The organism is Nocardia sp. NPDC056564 (assembly GCF_042793755.1).
GTDB lineage: Bacteria > Actinomycetota > Actinomycetes > Mycobacteriales > Mycobacteriaceae > Nocardia.
Window position 1 is genome coordinate 137,091 of sequence record NZ_JBHTUR010000021.1, and the last position, 18,489, is coordinate 155,579.

Annotated in this window: 19 protein-coding genes and 1 tRNA gene; 13 read left to right on the top strand and 7 right to left on the bottom strand. The window is 67.8% G+C overall.

Annotated elements, in window-relative coordinates; translation table 11 throughout:
* The first annotated feature begins 6 nt into the window (after positions 1 to 6).
* From ACFQ9K_RS36930 to ACFQ9K_RS36965, 8 genes are read left to right on the top strand one after another with little or no spacing between them, the layout of a single operon-like run.
* Positions 7 to 1,203 (top strand): MCE family protein, encoded by a 1,197-nt coding sequence (locus ACFQ9K_RS36930; RefSeq protein ID WP_378714174.1) that lies wholly within the window; start codon positions 7 to 9, stop codon positions 1,201 to 1,203.
* On the top strand, positions 1,200 to 2,222 hold the full coding sequence (locus ACFQ9K_RS36935) for an MCE family protein (protein ID WP_378714172.1): 1,023 nt from the start codon (positions 1,200 to 1,202) through the stop codon (positions 2,220 to 2,222). The genes ACFQ9K_RS36930 and ACFQ9K_RS36935 overlap by 4 nt, the downstream gene beginning before the upstream one ends.
* Entirely contained in the window at positions 2,222 to 3,286 is a 1,065-nt protein-coding gene (locus tag ACFQ9K_RS36940; RefSeq protein WP_378714170.1) for an MCE family protein, read from the top strand. Before ACFQ9K_RS36935 ends, ACFQ9K_RS36940 begins: the two co-directional genes overlap by 1 nt.
* Positions 3,283 to 4,551, top strand: coding sequence for an MCE family protein (locus ACFQ9K_RS36945; RefSeq protein WP_378714169.1), 1,269 nt, complete (start codon positions 3,283 to 3,285; stop codon positions 4,549 to 4,551). Before ACFQ9K_RS36940 ends, ACFQ9K_RS36945 begins: the two co-directional genes overlap by 4 nt.
* Positions 4,548 to 5,792: an MCE family protein gene (locus tag ACFQ9K_RS36950; RefSeq protein ID WP_378714168.1), complete on the top strand. Its 1,245-nt coding sequence runs from the start codon at positions 4,548 to 4,550 to the stop codon at positions 5,790 to 5,792. The genes ACFQ9K_RS36945 and ACFQ9K_RS36950 overlap by 4 nt, the downstream gene beginning before the upstream one ends.
* Entirely contained in the window at positions 5,789 to 7,216 is a 1,428-nt protein-coding gene (locus tag ACFQ9K_RS36955; RefSeq protein WP_378714166.1) for an MCE family protein, read from the top strand. The genes ACFQ9K_RS36950 and ACFQ9K_RS36955 overlap by 4 nt, the downstream gene beginning before the upstream one ends.
* Positions 7,213 to 8,037 carry a hypothetical protein gene (locus tag ACFQ9K_RS36960; RefSeq protein WP_378714165.1) on the top strand — a complete coding sequence of 275 codons (825 nt, stop codon included), beginning with the start codon at positions 7,213 to 7,215 and terminating at the stop codon, positions 8,035 to 8,037. Before ACFQ9K_RS36955 ends, ACFQ9K_RS36960 begins: the two co-directional genes overlap by 4 nt.
* A gap of 11 nt (positions 8,038 to 8,048) precedes the next feature.
* Positions 8,049 to 8,549, top strand: a complete 501-nt coding sequence (locus ACFQ9K_RS36965; protein WP_364738787.1) for a h domain protein — start codon at positions 8,049 to 8,051, stop codon at positions 8,547 to 8,549.
* A gap of 3 nt (positions 8,550 to 8,552) precedes the next feature.
* Here the strand turns inward: ACFQ9K_RS36965 and ACFQ9K_RS36970 are convergent, their stop codons facing one another.
* The 4 genes from ACFQ9K_RS36970 to ACFQ9K_RS36985 all read right to left on the bottom strand — a co-directional run bounded on the left by ACFQ9K_RS36970 (position 8,553) and on the right by ACFQ9K_RS36985 (position 12,629).
* Positions 8,553 to 10,010 (bottom strand): sensor histidine kinase, encoded by a 1,458-nt coding sequence (locus ACFQ9K_RS36970; protein WP_378714163.1) that lies wholly within the window; start codon positions 10,008 to 10,010, stop codon positions 8,553 to 8,555.
* Complete coding sequence (locus tag ACFQ9K_RS36975; protein ID WP_150403823.1) at positions 10,007 to 10,744, bottom strand: response regulator transcription factor; 738 nt, start codon at positions 10,742 to 10,744, stop codon at positions 10,007 to 10,009. The genes ACFQ9K_RS36970 and ACFQ9K_RS36975 overlap by 4 nt, the downstream gene beginning before the upstream one ends.
* 66 nt (positions 10,745 to 10,810) lie before the next feature.
* Complete coding sequence (locus ACFQ9K_RS36980; RefSeq protein WP_378714206.1) at positions 10,811 to 12,367, bottom strand: trehalose-6-phosphate synthase; 1,557 nt, start codon at positions 12,365 to 12,367, stop codon at positions 10,811 to 10,813.
* Between the two features lie 91 nt (positions 12,368 to 12,458).
* Complete coding sequence (locus ACFQ9K_RS36985; protein ID WP_218473316.1) at positions 12,459 to 12,629, bottom strand: hypothetical protein; 171 nt, start codon at positions 12,627 to 12,629, stop codon at positions 12,459 to 12,461.
* 165 nt (positions 12,630 to 12,794) lie between these two features.
* On the opposite strand from ACFQ9K_RS36985, the gene ACFQ9K_RS36990 reads away from it, so the two are divergent.
* The 3 genes from ACFQ9K_RS36990 (at position 12,795) to ACFQ9K_RS37000 (ending at position 14,225) form a co-directional block, all read left to right on the top strand.
* Positions 12,795 to 13,628, top strand: coding sequence for an alpha/beta fold hydrolase (locus ACFQ9K_RS36990; protein WP_378714161.1), 834 nt, complete (start codon positions 12,795 to 12,797; stop codon positions 13,626 to 13,628).
* A gap of 172 nt (positions 13,629 to 13,800) precedes the next feature.
* On the top strand, positions 13,801 to 14,043 hold the full coding sequence (locus ACFQ9K_RS36995; protein ID WP_011207082.1) for an MbtH family protein: 243 nt from the start codon (positions 13,801 to 13,803) through the stop codon (positions 14,041 to 14,043).
* Between the two features lie 110 nt (positions 14,044 to 14,153).
* Positions 14,154 to 14,225: transfer RNA gene (locus ACFQ9K_RS37000), tRNA-Thr, on the top strand.
* 72 nt (positions 14,226 to 14,297) lie between these two features.
* Here the strand turns inward: ACFQ9K_RS37000 and ACFQ9K_RS37005 are convergent.
* Positions 14,298 to 14,888 carry a hypothetical protein gene (locus ACFQ9K_RS37005; RefSeq protein WP_378714160.1) on the bottom strand — a complete coding sequence of 197 codons (591 nt, stop codon included), beginning with the start codon at positions 14,886 to 14,888 and terminating at the stop codon, positions 14,298 to 14,300.
* Positions 14,889 to 15,010: 122 nt separating this feature from the next.
* Between ACFQ9K_RS37005 and ACFQ9K_RS37010 the strand changes: the two genes are divergently transcribed.
* A complete protein-coding gene (locus ACFQ9K_RS37010; protein WP_378714158.1) occupies positions 15,011 to 16,363 on the top strand; it encodes a DoxX family protein in 1,353 nt (450 codons plus the stop codon).
* A 22-nt stretch (positions 16,364 to 16,385) separates the two neighbouring features.
* On the opposite strand, the gene ACFQ9K_RS37015 is transcribed toward ACFQ9K_RS37010, so the two are convergent.
* Positions 16,386 to 16,811 (bottom strand): HIT family protein, encoded by a 426-nt coding sequence (locus ACFQ9K_RS37015; protein WP_378714157.1) that lies wholly within the window; start codon positions 16,809 to 16,811, stop codon positions 16,386 to 16,388.
* Positions 16,812 to 16,932: 121 nt separating this feature from the next.
* Between ACFQ9K_RS37015 and ACFQ9K_RS37020 the strand changes: the two genes are divergently transcribed.
* On the top strand, positions 16,933 to 18,006 hold the full coding sequence (locus tag ACFQ9K_RS37020) for an alpha/beta fold hydrolase (protein WP_378714155.1): 1,074 nt from the start codon (positions 16,933 to 16,935) through the stop codon (positions 18,004 to 18,006).
* Positions 18,007 to 18,010: 4 nt separating this feature from the next.
* On the opposite strand, the gene ACFQ9K_RS37025 is transcribed toward ACFQ9K_RS37020, so the two are convergent.
* Complete coding sequence (locus ACFQ9K_RS37025) at positions 18,011 to 18,388, bottom strand: PH domain-containing protein (protein ID WP_150403830.1); 378 nt, start codon at positions 18,386 to 18,388, stop codon at positions 18,011 to 18,013.
* Positions 18,389 to 18,489: the final 101 nt, after the last annotated feature.

Genomic DNA, 18,489 nt, shown 5'->3' on the forward strand with positions numbered 1-18,489 from the left:
CGCGATATGGCGGATTCGAACAAAGTGCGCGCAGCAGTGGGTTACAAGTTGGCCGGCTCCGCGATGGTGCTCGCGCTGGTCGCGATCGTCGCCGTCGCCATGGTGATGTTCGTCGGCGGGTTCACCTCGACGGCCACCGTGACCATCGACGCGCCACGCAGCGGGCTCGTTCTCGACCCCGACGCCAAGGTGAAGGTGCGCGGCGTGGAGATCGGCCGGGTGGTCTCCATCGATCAGACCGCCGACGGCGCCAGCCTGAAGCTCGCGCTGAATCCCGAACAGCTGAAGCTGGTTCCGGCCAACGCGGGCGTGGATATCCGCTCCACCACCGTCTTCGGCGCGAAGTACGTGAATTTCACCGTGCCCCAACAGCCTTCGTCGGCCTCGCTGCAACCGGGCGCGCGGGTGACGGCGCAGCACGTGACCGTCGAGTTCAACACGCTGTTCCAGCATCTGTCCGACGTGCTGGCCAAGGTGGAGCCGGAGAAGCTGAACGCGACGCTGTCCGCGCTCGGCACGGCGCTGCAGGGCCGCGGCGAGAAGCTGGGCGACCTGCTCGCCCGCAGCGACGCCTACCTGCGCGACATCAACCCGTATCTGCCCACGCTGCAACAGGATCTGGTGCGCACCGGCGAGGTCACCGACCTGTACGCGGATACCGCCCCGGACCTGTTGCGCACCGTGGACAACGCCACCGTCACCAGCCAGACGCTGGTCGACGAGCGGCAGAGCCTGGACGACGTGCTGGCCAACCTGATCGGCCTGGCCGACACCACCGGTTCGGTGCTGCGGGAGAACGAGGGCAATTTCAGTACCGCGCTCGATCTGCTGCGGCCGACCACGAGCCTGCTGTTCGAATACGCGCCCGCGCTCAGCTGCATCATCAACGGCCTCGGCCCGATGATGCCGCTGGCCGAGGAGGTGTTCGGCGGCAAGCTGCCGGGCATCGGGATGAACACCAACTTCATGTTCGGCGCGCAGCCCTACAAGTATCCGGACGATCTGCCGAAGGTGAACGCGACCGGCGGTCCGCACTGCGAGGGCGTGGTCGATCGGGTGCCGGGCAGCCATGCGGGATACGTCGTCACCGACACGAACGAGGGAGCGCCGTACGTGCCGAACACGGGTTTCACCAAGCCCAACGAGGCGCCGAAGGTGTTCCAGCTCCTGTTCGCCGGACTGCCGGGGGTGGGCTCGCTGTGAGGAACACCGCGACGACGGTGAAGCTGCTCGTCTTCACCCTGGTGATGGCGCTGATCTTCGCCGGACTGGTGATCGTGTTCAGCCAGATGCGCTTCGCCAGGGAGTACGGCTACCACGCCGTGTTCACCAGCTCGTCCGGGATGCTGCCCGGATCGAAGGTGCGCATCGCCGGTGTGCCGGTCGGCTCGGTCACCTCGGTGAAGGTGGGCGAGGACCATCTCGCGCACGTCGAGTTCGACGTCGATCGCAAGTACCGGCTGCTCACCAGCACCCGCGCCACCATTCGCTACGAAAACCTGGTCGGTGACCGGTATCTGGAGCTGCTGGAGGGGCCGGGCACGACCGAGGCGCTGCGCGACGGCGGCACCATCGGCAAGGACAAGACCGCGCCCGCGCTGGATCTGGACATGCTGCTCGGCGGGTTCCGCCCGCTGCTGCGCGGCCTGGATCCGGCTCAGGTGAACGATCTGACCAGCGCGCTGCTGCAGATCTTCCAGGGCCAGGGCGGCACGTTGGTCTCGCTGCTGAACAGCGGCGGCTCGTTCGCCAAGACCCTCGCCGACCGTGACGAGCTGATCGGCACCGTGATCAACAACCTGAACACGGTGCTGCAAACCATCGATCAGCGCGGCGACCAGTTCGCCACCACGCTCGACGAATTGCAGCGGCTGGTCAGCGGTTTGGCCGCCGACCGCGACCCGATCGGCGACGCGCTGCCCCGGATCGCCGGCGCGACCCGCGACCTGACCGGACTGCTCCAGCAGGCGCGACCGGACCTGCGTTCCACCATCGAGCAGACCGGGCGGCTGTCCACCAATCTCGACGAGGGCTCCGACACCATCCAGTGGGTGCTGGACAAGCTGCCCGACACCTACAAGAAGCTGATCCGCATCGGCGCCTACGGCTCGTTCCTGCAGCTCTACGTCTGCGGGACCAACCTGGTGGTGGACGGCCCGAACGGGCAGCCGATGCAGGTGAACCTGCCGGGTAAGCAGACGACCGGAAGGTGCACGCCCTGATGAACGAGCGATCACGCGCCGTCACCATCGGCATCGTCGGGATAGTCGTCGCGGCGTGTGTCGCCCTGTCCGCCTTGCAGTTCGACCGGCTGCCGTTCATTCGCGGCGGTGCGAGCTACACCGCGTACTTCGCCGACGCGGGCGGGCTGTTGCCCGGCGACCCGGTCCAGGTGGCCGGCGTGCGCACCGGCCGGGTGGACGATGTCCAGCTGAACGGCGCGAAGGTGCTGGTCCGGTTCACCCTCGACGAGTCGATCGTGCTCGGCACGAAGACCTCGGCCGCGATCAAGACCAACACCGTGCTCGGCCGCAAATCGCTCGAGCTGACCCCGACCGGATCGGGCGCGCTGCGGCGGGACGACACGATTCCGCTGGACCGCACCACCTCTCCGTACTCGCTCAACGACGCGCTCGGCGACCTCGGCCGCACGGTGCAGGGGCTGGACATGGATCAGGTGGACAAGACCCTGGACACGCTCTCGGCGACCTTCGCCGACACCCCGGCCCCGCTGCGCGCGGCGCTGGACGGGGTCACCGCGTTGTCGCGCAGCATCAATGCCCGCGACCAGGCCCTGTCCGAGCTGCTGACCAGGGCGCAGAACGTCACCAAGATCCTGGCCGATCGGAGCAACCAGATCAACGCGCTGCTGCTGGACGGCAACAATCTGCTCGGCGAGCTGGATCGGCGCCGCGCCGCGATCGGGCAGCTGATCGTCTACGTGAACGAGGTGGCCAAGCAGCTGTCCGGTCTGGTCTCGGACAACGAGCCGATCCTCAAACCCGCGCTGGACAAACTGAATTCGGTGCTCGGCCTGTTGCAGCGCAACAAGCAGAACATCTCCGACGCGCTCGACAGCCTCGGCCCGTACGCCGCGGCGCTGGGCGAGCAGGTCGGCAACGGGCCGTGGTTCAACGCCTACGTGGTCAACGCGACGAGCACCGAGTTGCAGCCCCTGGTGGACGCGCTGGTGTGGCCCGAACATCTGCCCGAGGACCTGCGCAACATCTTCACCAACCCGGCACCGCCGTCGATCGGGCCCGCCCTTCAGGAGCCACCGCGATGAACATGCTGGACAGAGCGCGCAAACTACCGCGCTGGACGCTGCTGGTCGCCGGTGGGCTGGTCGCCGTGCTGGTGCTGGCCGGCGTCTACAGCGGCGTGACCCGGATCGGGAAGACCGAGATCACCGCGTACTTCCCGTCGACGTCCGGGCTGTATCAGGGCGACGAGGTCCGGGTGCTCGGCGTGCACGTCGGCCGGATCGACTCGATCGAGCCGGGCAAGGACCGGGTGAAGGTCGAGATGACCATCGACCGCGGCATCGACCTGCCCGCCGACGCCCGCGCGGTGATCATCTCGCCGTCGCTGGTCTCGGCGCGGTTCATCCAGGTGGCGCCCGCCTACGTGGGCGGGCCGAAAATGCGGGACGGCGCGGAGATTCCGCTCGAGCACACGGCCGTGCCGGTGGAGTGGGACGACATCAAGGCCGAACTGTCCAAGCTGTCGACCACGCTCGGCCCGGTCGGTGACGACGCGCAGGGCTCGTTCGGTCGCTTCGTGAACACCGCCGCCGACAACATGGACGGCAACGGGCAGAAGCTGCGCGACACGTTGCGCGAGCTGTCCGCGACCCTGAATACGTTGTCGGACGGGCGAACCGATCTGTTCGGCACCATTCGCAATCTGCAGAAGTTCGTCGACGTCCTGTCGGCGAGCAACGAGCAGATCGTGCAGTTCGGCGGTCGGCTCGCGTCGGTCTCCTCGGTGCTGGCCGGCACCGCGCAGGAACTCGGTGCGGGACTGGACAATCTGGATACCGCGCTCGGCGACGTGAAGCGATTCCTGGACGGCAGCGGCGCCGAGCTCACCGAGGGCGTGCAGCGGCTGGCCGATGTCACCCAGCAGCTGGTGGACAAGCGGCCCGAGCTGGAGCGGGTGCTGCATTCGGGGCCGACGGCGCTGGTGAACTTCTACCAGATCTACAAGCCTGCGCAGGGCACGCTGGCCGGCGCGGTCTCGCTCAACAACACCGCCGATCCGCTCGGCTTCCTCTGCGGTTCGGTGCGGGCGCTGGAAACCAACGACTCGGATCGGTCCGCCGATCTGTGCGCACAGTACCTCGCGCCGGTGATCAGCTCGCTCGCCATGAATTACGCGCCGATCATGCTGAATCCGGCCACCGGCGTGCACGCGTTCCCGAACCAGCTGACCTACAGCCCGCCAAGCCTGGCCGGGCAGACCGCGCCGCCCGGCCCCGCGCCGGGTCCGGCGCCGGTGACCGTGCCCAACGGCCTTGCCGGACTTGCTGTTCCAGGAGGAGGGCGATGAGGAAGCCGCGCCGGATGGCACTGCTGGTGGTGGGTCTCGCGGTGGCGCTGGGCAGTTCGGGCTGTGAGTGGGACGGTTTGAACTCGCTGCCGATGCCCGGCACCGAGGGCACCATGGCCGGCGCGTACAAGGTGCGCATCCAGATGCCGAATGTGACCACGCTGACCAGGAATTCACCGGTCCGGGTGGACGACGTCACCGTCGGGACCGTGTCCGACATCGAGGTGGAGGGCTGGCACGCGCTGGTCACCGTCACGCTGAATCCGAGCGTGCGACTGCCAGCCAACGCGATCGCCAAGATCGGCCAGACCAGCCTGCTCGGCAGCAACCACATCGAGCTGGCGCCGCCGAGCGACGCTGCGGCGCAGGGACAGCTGAAGGATGGCGACCTGATTCCGCTGGAGCGGGCCGGTGCCTACCCGACGACCGAGCAGGTGCTCTCGTCGCTGTCGGTGGTGCTCAACGGCGGCGGCATCTCACAACTGGAAACCATTACCCGCGAATTGAATTCCGCACTGAACGGCAGGGCGGCCGATATCCGCGATCTGCTGCCGCAGCTCAACCAGCTGACCACCAATCTGGACCGGCAGCGCAACGACATCATCGCGGCCATGAGCGGACTCGACCGCCTCGGCGGCCAGCTGGCCCAGCAGCGCGACGTGGTCGCCGCCGCGATCGAGCGGATCCATCCCGCGCTCACCGTGCTCGCCGATCGCACCCAGAACATCACCGCGACGATCAACGCGCTCGGCGACCTCAGCGACGTCACCGACCGGCTGATCGCCAGCAGCGGCGACAACCTGAAGGCCAACCTGCGCAGCCTCGCCCCGGTGCTGCAGACGCTGGCCGACACGGGGAACAATCTGGTCGAATCGCTGAAGATCATCCCGACCTTCCCGTTCCCGATGAAGAACCTCGACAAAGCGATCATGGGCGACTACCTGAACCTGTTCATCACCGTCGACCTCACCGGAAAGCGGCTGGACAGCAACTGGTTGACCGGCACCCCGCTGGGCGGCCGATTCGGCGGTGTCGAGGGTGTGATCGGCAGTTTCGCGCCGGACACCGCGACGCAGAGCGGGAATCCGGCGACCGGACCCCTGCAAACCGGGCCCGCCCCGAGTGCCGGGCCCGCGCCGACCATTCCCGGCCTGCCGCCGATTCCGGGTCTGCCCGCCATCCCGGGGCTGACCGTGCCGATGCCGGGAGACACTGCGCCACAAGGGGGTCCGGGCCGATGACGCTCACCCGATTCGTCCGCGTCCAGCTGTCCATCTTCGCCGTGCTCACGGTGATCGGCCTGGTGATCATGGGCGGGGTGTATGTGAAGGTGCCCGCGATGTTCGGCATCGGGCGCTACGACGTCACGGTGCAGCTGGCGGCGACCGGTGGTCTGTACCCGACCGCCAACGTCGCCTATCGCGGCACCAATGTCGGTGTGGTGCAGGATGTTCGGCTCACCACCAGCGGGGTCGAGGCGAAGCTGTCCATCGACAGCGACTACAAGGTCCCGGCGGACGTCAACGCCTGGGTGCGCAGCGTCTCCGCGATCGGCGAGCAGTACGTCGACCTGATCCCGCCCGATCACCCGGCCGGCCGGAACCTGGCCGATGGCGCGGTGATCCCGGTGGACCGCACCAAACTCCCGCAGGACGTCGGCACGCTGCTCGACCAGTCCGACCGGTTGCTGTCCAGCGTCGCCGACACCCGGCTGCGGCAGGTGATCGATGAGGCGTTCAAGGCGTTCAACGGTGCGGGCCCGGACCTGCAGCGATTCATCGACTCGGCGTCGCTGCTGGTGCAGGAGGCGCAGAACAGCGCGGAACCGACCAAGAAGCTGATCGATCAGATCGGACCGCTGCTGGACACTCAGATCCAGTCCGACGCGGCCATCCGGTCCTGGACCAGCGATCTGGCCACCGTCACCGACCAGCTGCGCGCGCACGATCCGTCGCTGCGCAACGTGCTGCGCGACGGGCCGTCCGCGATGCAGCGGGTCAGCGCCCAGTTCGAGTCGCTGCGCCCGACGCTGCCGCTGCTGCTGACCAACCTGGTCAGTACCGGACAGGTCGGCGTCACGTATCACGCTGGGCTGGAACAACTCCTGGTCGTCTTCCCGCCGCTGATCGCGGCGCTGCGGACGATCATCCGCGGGCCGGTGGAATACGGCGCCATGGTCGACTTCATGGTGGTGGTCAACGACCCGCCCGCCTGCACGACCGGCTTCCTGCCGCCCAACGAGCGTCGCTCGCCGAGCGAGCTGGATTCGATCCCCTCCCCGCCCGGCCTGTACTGCAAAGTGCCGCAGGACTCGCCGATCGACGTGCGCGGCATCCGCAACACGCCGTGCGCCGAATTCCCCGGCGTGCGAGCGCCGACACCCGAGCTCTGCCGGACCGGTTACGTCCCGGAGGGGGACAACCCCGCGTTCGGTCCGCCGCGACCGGTTGCCCCGGCCTCCGCGCCGGTCGCGCCGGGGACGACACAGGTGGCACCCGCCGCGTACGGCACCGGCACGCCCGCTGCCGCGAGATCCTATGACCCGTCCACCGGCCAGTACATCGGCCCGGACGGCCGCACCTACCGACAGGGCGATATCGGACCGGGCGGTTCGGGCACGGTACCGTCGAGTTGGCAGGCGATGCTCGAGGAGCAGCAACGATGAGCGAAAAAGGCACAGATCAGCACCGGACGCGGCGACGCGCGGTGCGCTCGGTGGGGCCGCCGGTCGAGGAGACCGCGCGCCCCGCAGTGACGTCGGTTCCGGTCGCCGAGACCGGTGCCGCGAAGTCCGCCGTCGCGTCCACGGATCGGGCGGCGGCGGTCGGTAGTGCCACCTCGGATGCCGAAAACAGTTCCGCGGTCCCGACTTCCGGGGTGAAAGACGCGGCACCGGTCGATGCCGTTGCCGTCGAAGACCCGGTGGACGGCGCGGCGGTCGACCTCGCCAAGGGCGTGCCCGCGGCCGAAGCGCAGGACACCGATCCCGGGCGGACCCGTCGCGGAACGTGGCGCGTCGTCGGCGTTGCCGCGGCGTCTGTCCTGGTGCTGGCCCTGCTGATCGGCGCGGGTTTCGCGGGCATGAAGGTGCGATCGATCGACGCCCGCGACGATCGACGTGGCGAGTACGAGCAGACCGCGCGGCAGGCCATCCTGAACCTCACCACCATCCGCGCCGATTCGGCCAAGGCCGACATCGACCGGATCCTCTCGGTCGCCTCCGGCCAGTTCAGGAACGAATTCGACGGGCGGGTCGACCCGTTCATGAACATCGTGCAGCAGGCCAAGGTGGTCTCCAACGGCGAGATCGTCGACGCGGCGCTGGAGAACGACAGCGACGACTCCGCGACGGTGCTGGTCGCGGCCAAGCAGTCGCTGACCAACGCGGGCCAGCAGGGCGAGCAGACCCGGTTCTATCGCTTCCGGGTCACCGTGAGTCGCGGCGACTCCGGCATGACGGTTTCGAAGGTGGAGTTCGTCGGATGAGCCTTCGTGGAATGACCCTTCGTGGAATGACCAAGCGCGGCAAGATCTTCCTGGCCACCCTGAGCGTGCTCGCCCTCGCCGCGGTGGTGGTGCTCGGCGTCAGCGGCTACCGGATCTGGAACGACGACCAGGCCGAGCAGGCCCGCAAGGACGCGGTGACCGCCGCGAGCCGGACCGTCTCGGCCATGTTCACCTACGACTTCCAGACGGTGGACAAGGAACTGCCGAAGGCGGCCGACAACCTCTCGCCGAAGTTCAAGGACGACTACCTGAAGCTGATCGAGCAGGCGATCGCGCCGGGCGCCAAGGAAAAGCAGCTCAACGTCAAGGCGACCACCCAGGCGGGCGGCGTCGTGTCCGGCGACAAGTCGAAGGTGGTCGTGCTGCTGTTCCTGAATCAGGTGACCACCAGCAAGGATTCGCCGGAGGGCACGACCACGGGCAGCCGGGTCCGGGCCACCGTGGAGAAGGACGGCGACCGCTGGCTGGTCGATCAGGTCACGCCGGTCTAGCGATCACCCGGTCGTTTCGCGCGGCAGCCGGACGGTGAACGTGGTGCCGGTCCCCTCGGTGCTGCGCACGTCGACCGTGCCCCCGTGCGCGGTGACCAGCGCCTGCACGATGGACAGGCCCAGGCCGGCGCCGCCGCTGGTGCGGGCGCGGGAGTTGTCCGTGCGGTAGAAGCGTTCGAAGATGCGATCGGCCTCGTCGGCGGGCAGGCCGGGGCCGGTGTCGGCGACCTCGAGCAGGACCTCGTCGGCGGTGGGGGTGAGCCGGACCGCGACCGCCGCGTCCGGCGGGGTGTGGGTGAGCGCGTTGTTGAGCAGGTTGGCCAGCACCTGGCGCAGCCGGGTCTCGTCCCCGACGATCTCCAAAGTGCCCTCGCCGGTTTCGATTTCGAGTTCGATGCGGCGGCGGGACCCGTCCGGATCCGCGGCCGCCGCCATCGCCCGCGCGCTGTGCACGGCATCGCTGGCGACCGCGAGCAGGTCGACCTGTCGTCGCTCCAGCGGGCGCTGCGCGTCCAGCCTGGCCAGCATCAGCAGGTCCTCGACCAGGATGCCCATCCGCTGCGATTCGCGTTCGATGCGGTCCATGAAGAGGTCGGGATCGGTGGTCGCGCCCTGGCGGTAGAGCTCGGCGAAACCGCGAATGGTGGTGAGCGGCGTGCGCAATTCGTGGCTGGCGTCGGCGACGAACTGGCGCATCTTCGCCTCCGATCGCTTGGCGGCCGCCTCCGACGCCTCGGTTTTCGCGAACGCCTGCTGGATCTGGGTGAGCATGCCGTTGAGCGACCGCGACAGCCGGTCGACCTCGGTGTTGCTGCCGCGCACCGGAACTCGCCGGTACAGGTCGCCGCGGGCGATCGCGGCGGCGGTGTTCTCCACCCGCAGCAGCGGGCGCAGGCTGCGCCGGATCACGAAGTACGCGGCGACGGCCAGCGCGGTCAGCACGATCAGCCCGACCACCAATTCCAGCATGACCAGGCGTTGCACGATCTCGAAGTTCTGATTGAGCGGCAGCGCGACCGTGGTGGTGCCGTCCGGGACCCGGACGGTCAGGGTCCGCCACTCGATCGGGCCGCCGCCGGCCGAGCGCACGGTCAGCGGGCCGATCTGCGGTGCCTGCGGCAGTGCGGGTTCGGCATCGAGGCCGAACGCCTTGATCACGTAGACCCGTCCGTCGTCCTGCATCGACCGGACATAGAACTGGCTGGTGTGCCGCGGATCGCCGGGCAGGCTGGGCGGCGGGGGCACCCGGCGGCGGGACCATTCGATCGCGCCGTTGCGCAGTTGCTGATCGGTGCGGTCGGTGAGCGAGCGTTCCAGGCCGGAGGTGACCACCATGCCGGAGATCAGCAGGCCGAGCCCCGCCGTGGCGACCAGGATCAGCATCAGCGTCACCCGCAGCGGGATCGCCGAGAGCACACCGGAGATCTTGGCGCGCAGCGCCGCGATCCGGCCCTCGGTCATTTCCCAGCCGACCGGCTGCGACTCGGCGCCCGCATCACATAGCCCACCCCGCGCAGCGTGTGGATGAGCCGCTCGTCGCCGGTGTCGACCTTCTTCCGCAGGTACGACACATAGGTCTCGACCACGCCGACCTCGCCGCCGAAGTCGTAGCGCCACACGTGATCGAGGATGCGCGGCTTGCTCAGCACCGTGCCCGCGTTGACCATGAAGTAGCGCAGCAGGGTGAACTCGGTGGGGGAGAGCGCGACCGGCTCGCCCGCCTTCCACACCTCGTGTGTGTCGTCGTCGAGTTCGATGTCCTCGAACCGCAGCCGGGAACTCTCCCGCTGCGGCGCGGCGTGACCCGCGCGGCGCAGGATCACCCGTAGCCGGGCGACGACCTCCTCCAGGCTGAACGGCTTGGTCACGTAGTCGTCGGCGCCGAGGGTGAGGCCGGTGATCTTGTCCTGCACCTCGTCGCGCGCGGTCAGGAACAGCACGGGAGAGTCGATGCCGTCGGCGCGGAGCCTGCGCAGCAGGCCGAAGCCGTCCATGCCGGGCATCATCACATCGACGATCAGCGCCTGCGGCCGGAAGCTGCGCGCCTTGTCCAGCGCCTGCGCCCCGTCGACCGCCGTGTCCACCGCGAAGCCCTGGTAGCGCAGGCTCACCGCGAGCAGTTCCACGATCATCGGCTCGTCGTCGACCACCAGCACCCGCGCCTCGGGTGCCTGCTCCGCAGGCGCACCACTCATGGGTTCATGGTCCGGTATTCGCCTGCGAACTTGCTGGACCAAACCTGGGTGATTCCTGTGAAGGATTTACCGTGACGGTTGACGCTCCTCCGGGTAGGTGTCGTCGTCGGTCAGCAGCGCGCTGCCCGCGACCTGATCCTGGGCCAGGGCCTCGAGGAAGGCGCGGGCCCAGCGGTCCACGTCGTGCGCGAGCACCTGGCGGCGCAGCGAGCGCATGCGGCGGCGCTTGGTGTCGCGGTCGTCCTCGATGGCGGAGACGATGGCGTCCTTGACGCTGTCCAGGTCGTGCGGGTTGCACAGGTAGGACTGCCGCAATTCGGCTGCGGCGCCGGTGAACTCGCTGAGCACCAGGGCGCCGTTGAGGCCGCTGTGGCAGGCCACGTACTCCTTGGCGACCAGGTTCATGCCGTCGCGCAGCGGCGTCACCAGCATCACGTCGGCGGCGACGAAGAAGGCGATCAGCTCGTCGCGCGGGATCGGGCGGTGCAGATAGTGCACCACCGGGTAGCCGACCTGGGCGAACTCGCCGTTGATCCGGCCGACCTGGCGCTCGATGTCGCCGCGCATCTGGATGTAGCTCTCCACCCGTTCGCGGCTCGGCGTGGCCAGCTGGACCATGACCGTCTCCGACGGATCGATCCGCTGCTCCAGCAGCAGCTCCTCGAGCGCGTTGAGCCGGATGTCGATGCCCTTGGTGTAGTCCAGGCGGTCGACGCCGAGCAGGATGTTCTTCGGATTGCCGAGCTCCGCACGGATTTTCGCGGCTCGCTCGCGGATCGACCGACGCCGGGAGTGCTCGTCGAGCTCGGCCGAGGAGATGGAGATCGGGAACGCGCCGACCCGGACCGTGCGGAACCCGACCTGCACGACACCGAGCTTGGAGCGCACGCCGACGGTGCCGCGCGAGGTCGGCTGACCGGCCAGCCTGCGGGCCAGGTAGAGGAAGTTCTGCGCGCCGCCGGGCAGGTGGAAGCCGATCAGGTCGGCACCGAGCAGGCCCTCCACGATCTCGGTGCGCCACGGCATCTGCATGAACAGCTCGACCGGCGGGAACGGGATGTGCAGGAAGAAGCCGATGGTCAGATCGGGGCGCAGCATGCGCAGCATCTTCGGCACCAGCTGCAGCTGGTAGTCCTGCACCCACACGGTGGCGCCCTCGGCGGCCACCTTCGCGGTCGCCTCGGCGAAGCGCCGGTTCACCGTGACGTAGGCGGCCCACCACTTGCGGTCATAGACCGGGCGCACGATCACGTCGTGATAGAGCGGCCACAGCGTGCCGTTGGAGAAGCCTTCGTAGTAGTCGGCGACTTCCTCCCCGGTCAGCGGCACCGGGTGCAGCTCGAGGCCGTCCTCGATGATCGGATCGACGTCCGCGTCGGGGACACCGGCCCAGCCGACCCACGCGCCCTTGTTGCTGCGTAGCACCGGTTCCAGCGCGGTGACCAGGCCGCCGGGGCTGCGCTTCCAGCGGGTCGTGCCGTCGGGCAGGCGCTCCAGGTCGACCGGGAGCCGGTTGGCCACGACGACGAATCCGGAGCCGGATTCGGACGGGCCGGTGATCGTCGGGGTGATCTCGTCGGGTGGGGTGTCTAGGGCGGGGTCGGAGTCGTCGGACGATGTCATCTGGTCCACTCACGCATCCTTTGCGCGTCGCTGGGTCCCCCGGGGAATCGGGTGTAGTCGACGTCGCCGTTGGCGTCGAAAGGCTGAAGCTTTATTCGCCCCGGGAGCTCGGTCCGATGCCGAGCATCGACAACAGCATCCGGCACTCGTCGGCGTCCTCGGCGTAGGCCGCGACAACGCGCTGGGCCTGACGTGCGGTTTCGTCGGCGAGTGGTTCCAGATCGTCGTCCGCGATGTCGTTCGCGCTGCCCTTCGCGGCCATCTTCAAGTCCTCCCGGTTCACTACGCTCGTACGTGCGAATAGTCAATGGTATCTGGCGTCGCCAGGCGCGGGTGGCACCCGCGTCAGACCGGCCCCCGGCCGGTGTGCCGACTCCCTCCCGCCCTATACCGTGGGACGGAGCATCAACTCCACGAAAGGGTCGATATGCCGCTGGCCACGGTGAACGGAATTTCCCTCAACTACCAGGTCAAAGGTGACCGCGCGCGGGGTACCGATGTCAAGGGTTCGGGGCCGCTTGTGGTCATGATCATGGGTACCGGAAGTCCGGGGCGGGTCTGGGAACTGCATCAGGTGCCCGCGCTGGTCGCGGCCGGTTACCGGGTGTGCACGTTCGACAACCGCGGCATCGCGCCGTCGTTCGAGGCGGCGGCCGGGATGACCATCGACGAGCTGGCCGCCGACACCGCCGCGCTGATCGAGTTTCTCGACGAGGGCCCGGCGCTGGTCGTCGGCACCTCGATGGGGGCGCGGGTCGCGCAGGAACTGGCGCTGGCCCGGCCGGACCTGGTGCGCAAGGCCGTCTTCATGGCCGGGCACGGACGCCTCGATCAGTTCCAGAAGACGCTCTCGCTCGGCGAGCACGAGCTCGACGCCAGCGGGGTGAAGCTGCCGGAGAAATACGAGGCCGCGGTGACCGCGGTGATGAACCTCTCGCCCGCCACCCTGGCCGACCCGAACTCGGCGCGCGACTGGCTCGATCTGTTCGAATTCACCGGCGGTCCGGTGACTCCGGGCATCCGGGCGCAGCGTCGGATGGATCACGATTTCGACCGGGTGCAGGCCTACCGCGCGATCACCGTGCCGTGCCTGGCCGTCGGATTCGCCGATGACCGGATGATCCCGCCCTACCTGTCCAGGGAAGTCGCCGAGGTCATCCCCGGTGCGCGCTATCAGGAAGTGCCGGACGCCGGTCACTTCGGCTACCTCGAGCGCCCGGAGACGGTGAACAAGATTCTGCTCGACTTTTTCGCGAGCTGAGATTCTCCGGCCAGAGGTAACCGCCCAGGCGTAACGTCTCCCTTGCTAGGGTCGAAACAACGCTCGGGACTCCAACGGCGCGCAAGTCCGTTGAACCCTCGGTTCGTCGGACCCGGCGCCGAAGGATCCACGAGCGCTCCCGTACATAGCGCCAGTATCCAGTGAGGTGAAATTGAGCACCAACCCCTTCGATGACGAAGACGGCCGCTTCTTCGTCCTGGTCAACGACGAAGAACAGCACTCCCTGTGGCCTGCTTTTGCCGAGGTCCCGGCCGGATGGCGCGTCGTGTTCGGCGAGGACAGCCGCGCTGCCTGCGTCGAGTACGTCGAGAAGAACTGGACCGATATGCGTCCGAAGAGCCTGCGCGACGCGATGGCCGCCGACGACGCGGCCCGTCAGGGCGCCCAGTCCTGATCTCGCGGTAGCTGAATACTGCGCCGGGACACCTCGCCGACTGCGTGATGCCGTAAACCCGGTGTCACGCAGTCGGTGTGCCCGGCTATGATGACAACCGCTTTCCACCCGCCTCCTTAGCTCAGTGGTAGAGCACCGCTCTTGTAAAGCGAAGGTCGTCAGTTCAATCCTGACAGGGGGCTCAACAATCCGTGACCTGCTGACGCAGCAGGTCACGGATTTTCGTTCAGGTGGAGCACGTCGCTCAGATCCGGTTACGGATGTGCAGGCCGGACTTCGCGTGCCTTGCGGTACTTTCCGTGCCGGCCCTCGCCGATGAGCCAGGTGACCGGCATGCCCGGCGTGATGCGCTGGTCGTCGCCCCGGAATTCCCAGCGGGAGAACCACACATCGTCGTCGGCGGCGCTGGCGATCAGGCCGCCGTAGCTGTGGGGGAGCCACCATCGGACCACGCCGTCCAGGCTCGGATCGGGATCCTTCGCGGTCACGATCTGCCCGTACGGTATCGAGGTGCGCTGTCCCTGCCACCCGTCGTGGGCGGGAAGCAACGGCTGGTCCCCACCCGCGGGGTCGGCGGGCCAGATCTTTCCGCTGCGGGCCAGGACATCGTCGTGGATGCGCTGAGCAAGTTCGCCCGCCACACCGCCGGGGGTCGATTCGCCAGGAGTGCAGCCGATAAGGACATTCAGGACGGGAACAGTGAATTCGATCCACCACCCCGGCGGAGACGGTTGCCGGCGCAGGTGCTCCGGGATCGTTTCGTCGATGTGCACCTCGAAGCCGAGAGCCGCCTCGATGTCGGCCGCCAGCAACTCGGCTCCGCGTCTCGATGTTTCTCGATCCATGTGGTGATAATCCTGAATTGGCGTATCCGAGGTAGTGATTCGCTATGCGGCTGCGTGCAGGTGTGGTCGTTAAGGCGACTGACCGGTCCTCGTTAAGGAGCCACTTCTACTGTCGCGGCACAGTGTTCGCGAGTAGGGGAGGTTCGGTGGCGCAGGCGGATGGGGGTGGGGCTGAGGGGCGGTGGCATCCGTTGACACACATCGGGTTTCGGTTCGGGGTGTGCTATTTCGGGGGGATCGGGCTGGCGGGGGTGCTTGGGCTGATACCGATTTTGCTGGCGGGGTTGGGGATCGAGACGGGCTCGGTGTTGCATTTGTCGAGTCTTGCGCGGCCGCCTGTCGAGTGGGTCGCCGCGCATGTGCTGGGTTTGCGGGTGACCAGTGCGCAGGTGGGGAGTGACAGTGCGTTTCAGTGGACCGGGTTGTTTCTGCTGGTGGTGATGTCGGCGGTGGCCACGGCGGTGTGGTCGGTGCTGGATCGCGGGCGGCCGGGGTATGCCCGCTTGTTCGCCTGGACGCAGGTGTATCTGCGGTTCGTGCTGGCCTTGGCGATGTTCTATTTCGGGATGGCCAAGGCGATTCCGACGCAGATGCCGTTCGTGCTGAATCGGCTGGTGGAGCCGTACGGGAATTTCAGCCCGGAGGGTGTGCTGTGGTCGCAGGTCAGTGCGTCGCAGCCGTACGAAATCGCGCTCGGCGCAGCGGAATTGCTGGCGGGGGTGCTGTTGCTGGTGCCGCGGGCGACCGCCGCGGGGGCGCTGCTGTGCGCGGTGGACATGACGCAGGTGTTCCTGCTGAACCTGACCTATGACATCCGGCTGAAGACGGTGTCGTCGCAGTTCCTGCTGCTGAGCCTGTTCCTGCTGGCGCCCTACGCGCGGCGACTGCTGGCGGCGTTGTTCGCCGGCAAGCCGGCGCCCGCGGTCCGGACCGTGCCGCTGTTCGGTTCCGCGCGGGCCAATCGGATCGCGCTGGCGGCGCAGCTGGGGGTGGGGCTGTGCCTGCTCGGCGTGTTCGGCGCGCAGAACTGGCAGCAGTGGTCGAAGGAAACCCCGCACCTGTACGGCATCTACCGGGTGGACGGTTTCTCCTCCGAGGGTTACGCCCGCGATCCGTTGCTCACCGACGAATTACGGTGGCGCCGAGTCGTTATCGACCGCCCGTTCCACGTCTCGGACCCGATGGTGCTCACCATCCAGCACATGGACGACTCGTTCGAGGTGTACGGCGGCACCATCGATCCGAAGCGGCACATCATCGACCTGCACCACCGCATAGCACTGGGCACCTTCGAGGAAACCCCGGTCCGGGTGCGGCTCACCTACTGGTGGCCCGCCCCCGGCCGCATGGTCATCGACGCGAACGACTACGCCGGCCACCGCATCCACACCTCGTTCACCGAGGTCGACCCGAAGTCCTTCCCGCTGCTCGAACGCGGCTTCAGCTGGGTGCAGGAACAGCCGTACAACCGGTGACCGGCACGGGCGTTCGGCGGCGTCAGTCGGGGACGTTGGCTCCGTAGCCGAGGTCGCGCAGGGCCTGCTTGATCTTGGCCTGGGCCTCGTCCATGGATTCGGGGCTCGGGTCGGTGTCGGCCCCGGAGATGTCGAAGTCGCCCATGGTGAACGCCGGGAAGACGTGCACGTGCAGGTGCGGCACCTCGAGCCCGGCGATCAGCAGGCCGGCGCGGGGTGCGTCCCAGGCGGCGCGCACGGCCTGGCCGATCTTCTGTGCCACGACGTTCAACCGGGTGAAGGTGTCCGCGTCGATGTCCTGCCACTGATCGATTTCCTTGCGGGGCACCACCAGGGTGTGCCCGGGGGTGATCGGTGCGATGGTGAGGAAACCGACGAATTCGTCGTCCTCCCAGACGAATCGACCTGGTAGCTGACCGGCGATGATCGCGCTGAAGACAGAAGCCATGCTCCGCAGGCTACGCGCCGCGGGTTCCGGCGGCATCGCGGCGACGTGGTGTTGCGCGGGGCCGAAACTGCGTCTATCGTACACTTATTAGTTTCCAATGGACACAGTTTAGGAATCAGGCATGATCACGCTCGCGCTCGCCACTGCCGCCACGGTTTCCGCCGTCCCCGCCGGCCTGCTCGCCCATCGTCAGCTGCGCCGCCGCCGGGCCGCGGCGGAACTCCGGATCGACACCCCGAACGGCATCGTCGAGTCCGGCTTCGTGCGCATCGGCGGCATCGATCAGTGGATCGAGATCCGCGGCGAGGACCTGGCCAACCCGGTGCTGCTGGAGTTGCACGGCGGTCCGGGCGTCACCAACACCTACTTCGCCCGGCGAACCCGGGCATGGGAGCGGCACTTCACCATCGTTCGCTGGGATATGCGCGGTGCCGGGAAGACGTTCGGCCGCGGCGAGCAGGGCGCGCTCACCTTCGACCAATTGCTCGCCGACGCAGTGGAAGTCACCCGCTATGTGCACCGGCGACTGGCCACGGACAAGGTGGTATTGCTGGCCAACTCCTTCGGATCGGTGCTCGGACTCCGGCTGGCCCGCAGCCACCCCGAGCTGTACTCCGCCTACGTGGGCACCGATCAGAACATCGCAGGCAGCGAGCGGGACGACATCGCGTTCCACGCGGTGGTGCGCAGACTTCGTGCGGGCGGCAAGCGGTCCGCCGCGGCCGAGCTGGAGCGGATCGGCCCGGACCCGACCACCTGGAGTGCCGCCGACTGGGGCCTGCACGCCAAGCTGGTGGCCAGCGTCGATCCGTTCATCGCGGCCATGCTCGAGAAACTGATCCTGCCCGCGATGTGGTTCTCGCCGCAGCACCGGCTGCGCGACCTGAAGGCAGGCGCGGACGGCATGAAGTTCTCCGAGCGGCTCGGCGTCGAGTCCGTGCATTTCGACGCCTGGTCGGAGGGCACGCGATTCGAGTTGCCGTTCTTCATCTTTCAGGGCGAACAGGACAGCCTGACGCCCGTTGCCCGCGCCCGGCGCTACTTCGATGACGTGCAGGCGCCGCACAAGGAGTTCGCGCTGATCACCGACGCGACGCACTTCGCGTCGTTCTGGCAGCCGGCGCAGTTCCTCGAGCTGCTGCTGACCAGGGTGCGCCCGCTGGTCACCGGCGCGGACGAGCGCGCCGAGGCCTGAGCGGCTACACCGCGACGAAGTGCGACAGGATGCCCTGCACCTCGTAGATGTCGACCTGACGGTTGAACCGCTTCTGCAACGGCTCGTGGCTGCCGGAGATCCAGATGTAGAGCTCGGCGTCCAGGTCGAAGGTGCCCGCGGTCTCCACCGAGAAGTGGGTGATCGAGCGGTACAGGATGCTGTGATAACTGACCTTGCGGCCGGTCATGCCCTGCTTGTCGACCAGGATCAGGCGCCGGTTGGTGAACAGGATGGCGTCGCGAACCAGCAGATACGCGGCATAGACCTGCTCGCCGTCGCCCATCAGTTTCGCGTATTCCTGTTGCGCCCGGCCGGGATCGATCCGCCCGGCATTGCCCATCAGTCCGTCGATCAGACCCATCGTGTGCACATCCTTCGCGCGGTGTGGGTGCGTGGCCCGGATGCGGTCTGCCCGAACCATCCCTTTCATCATCCATGTCGCGAGACCGATATTCGATGGTC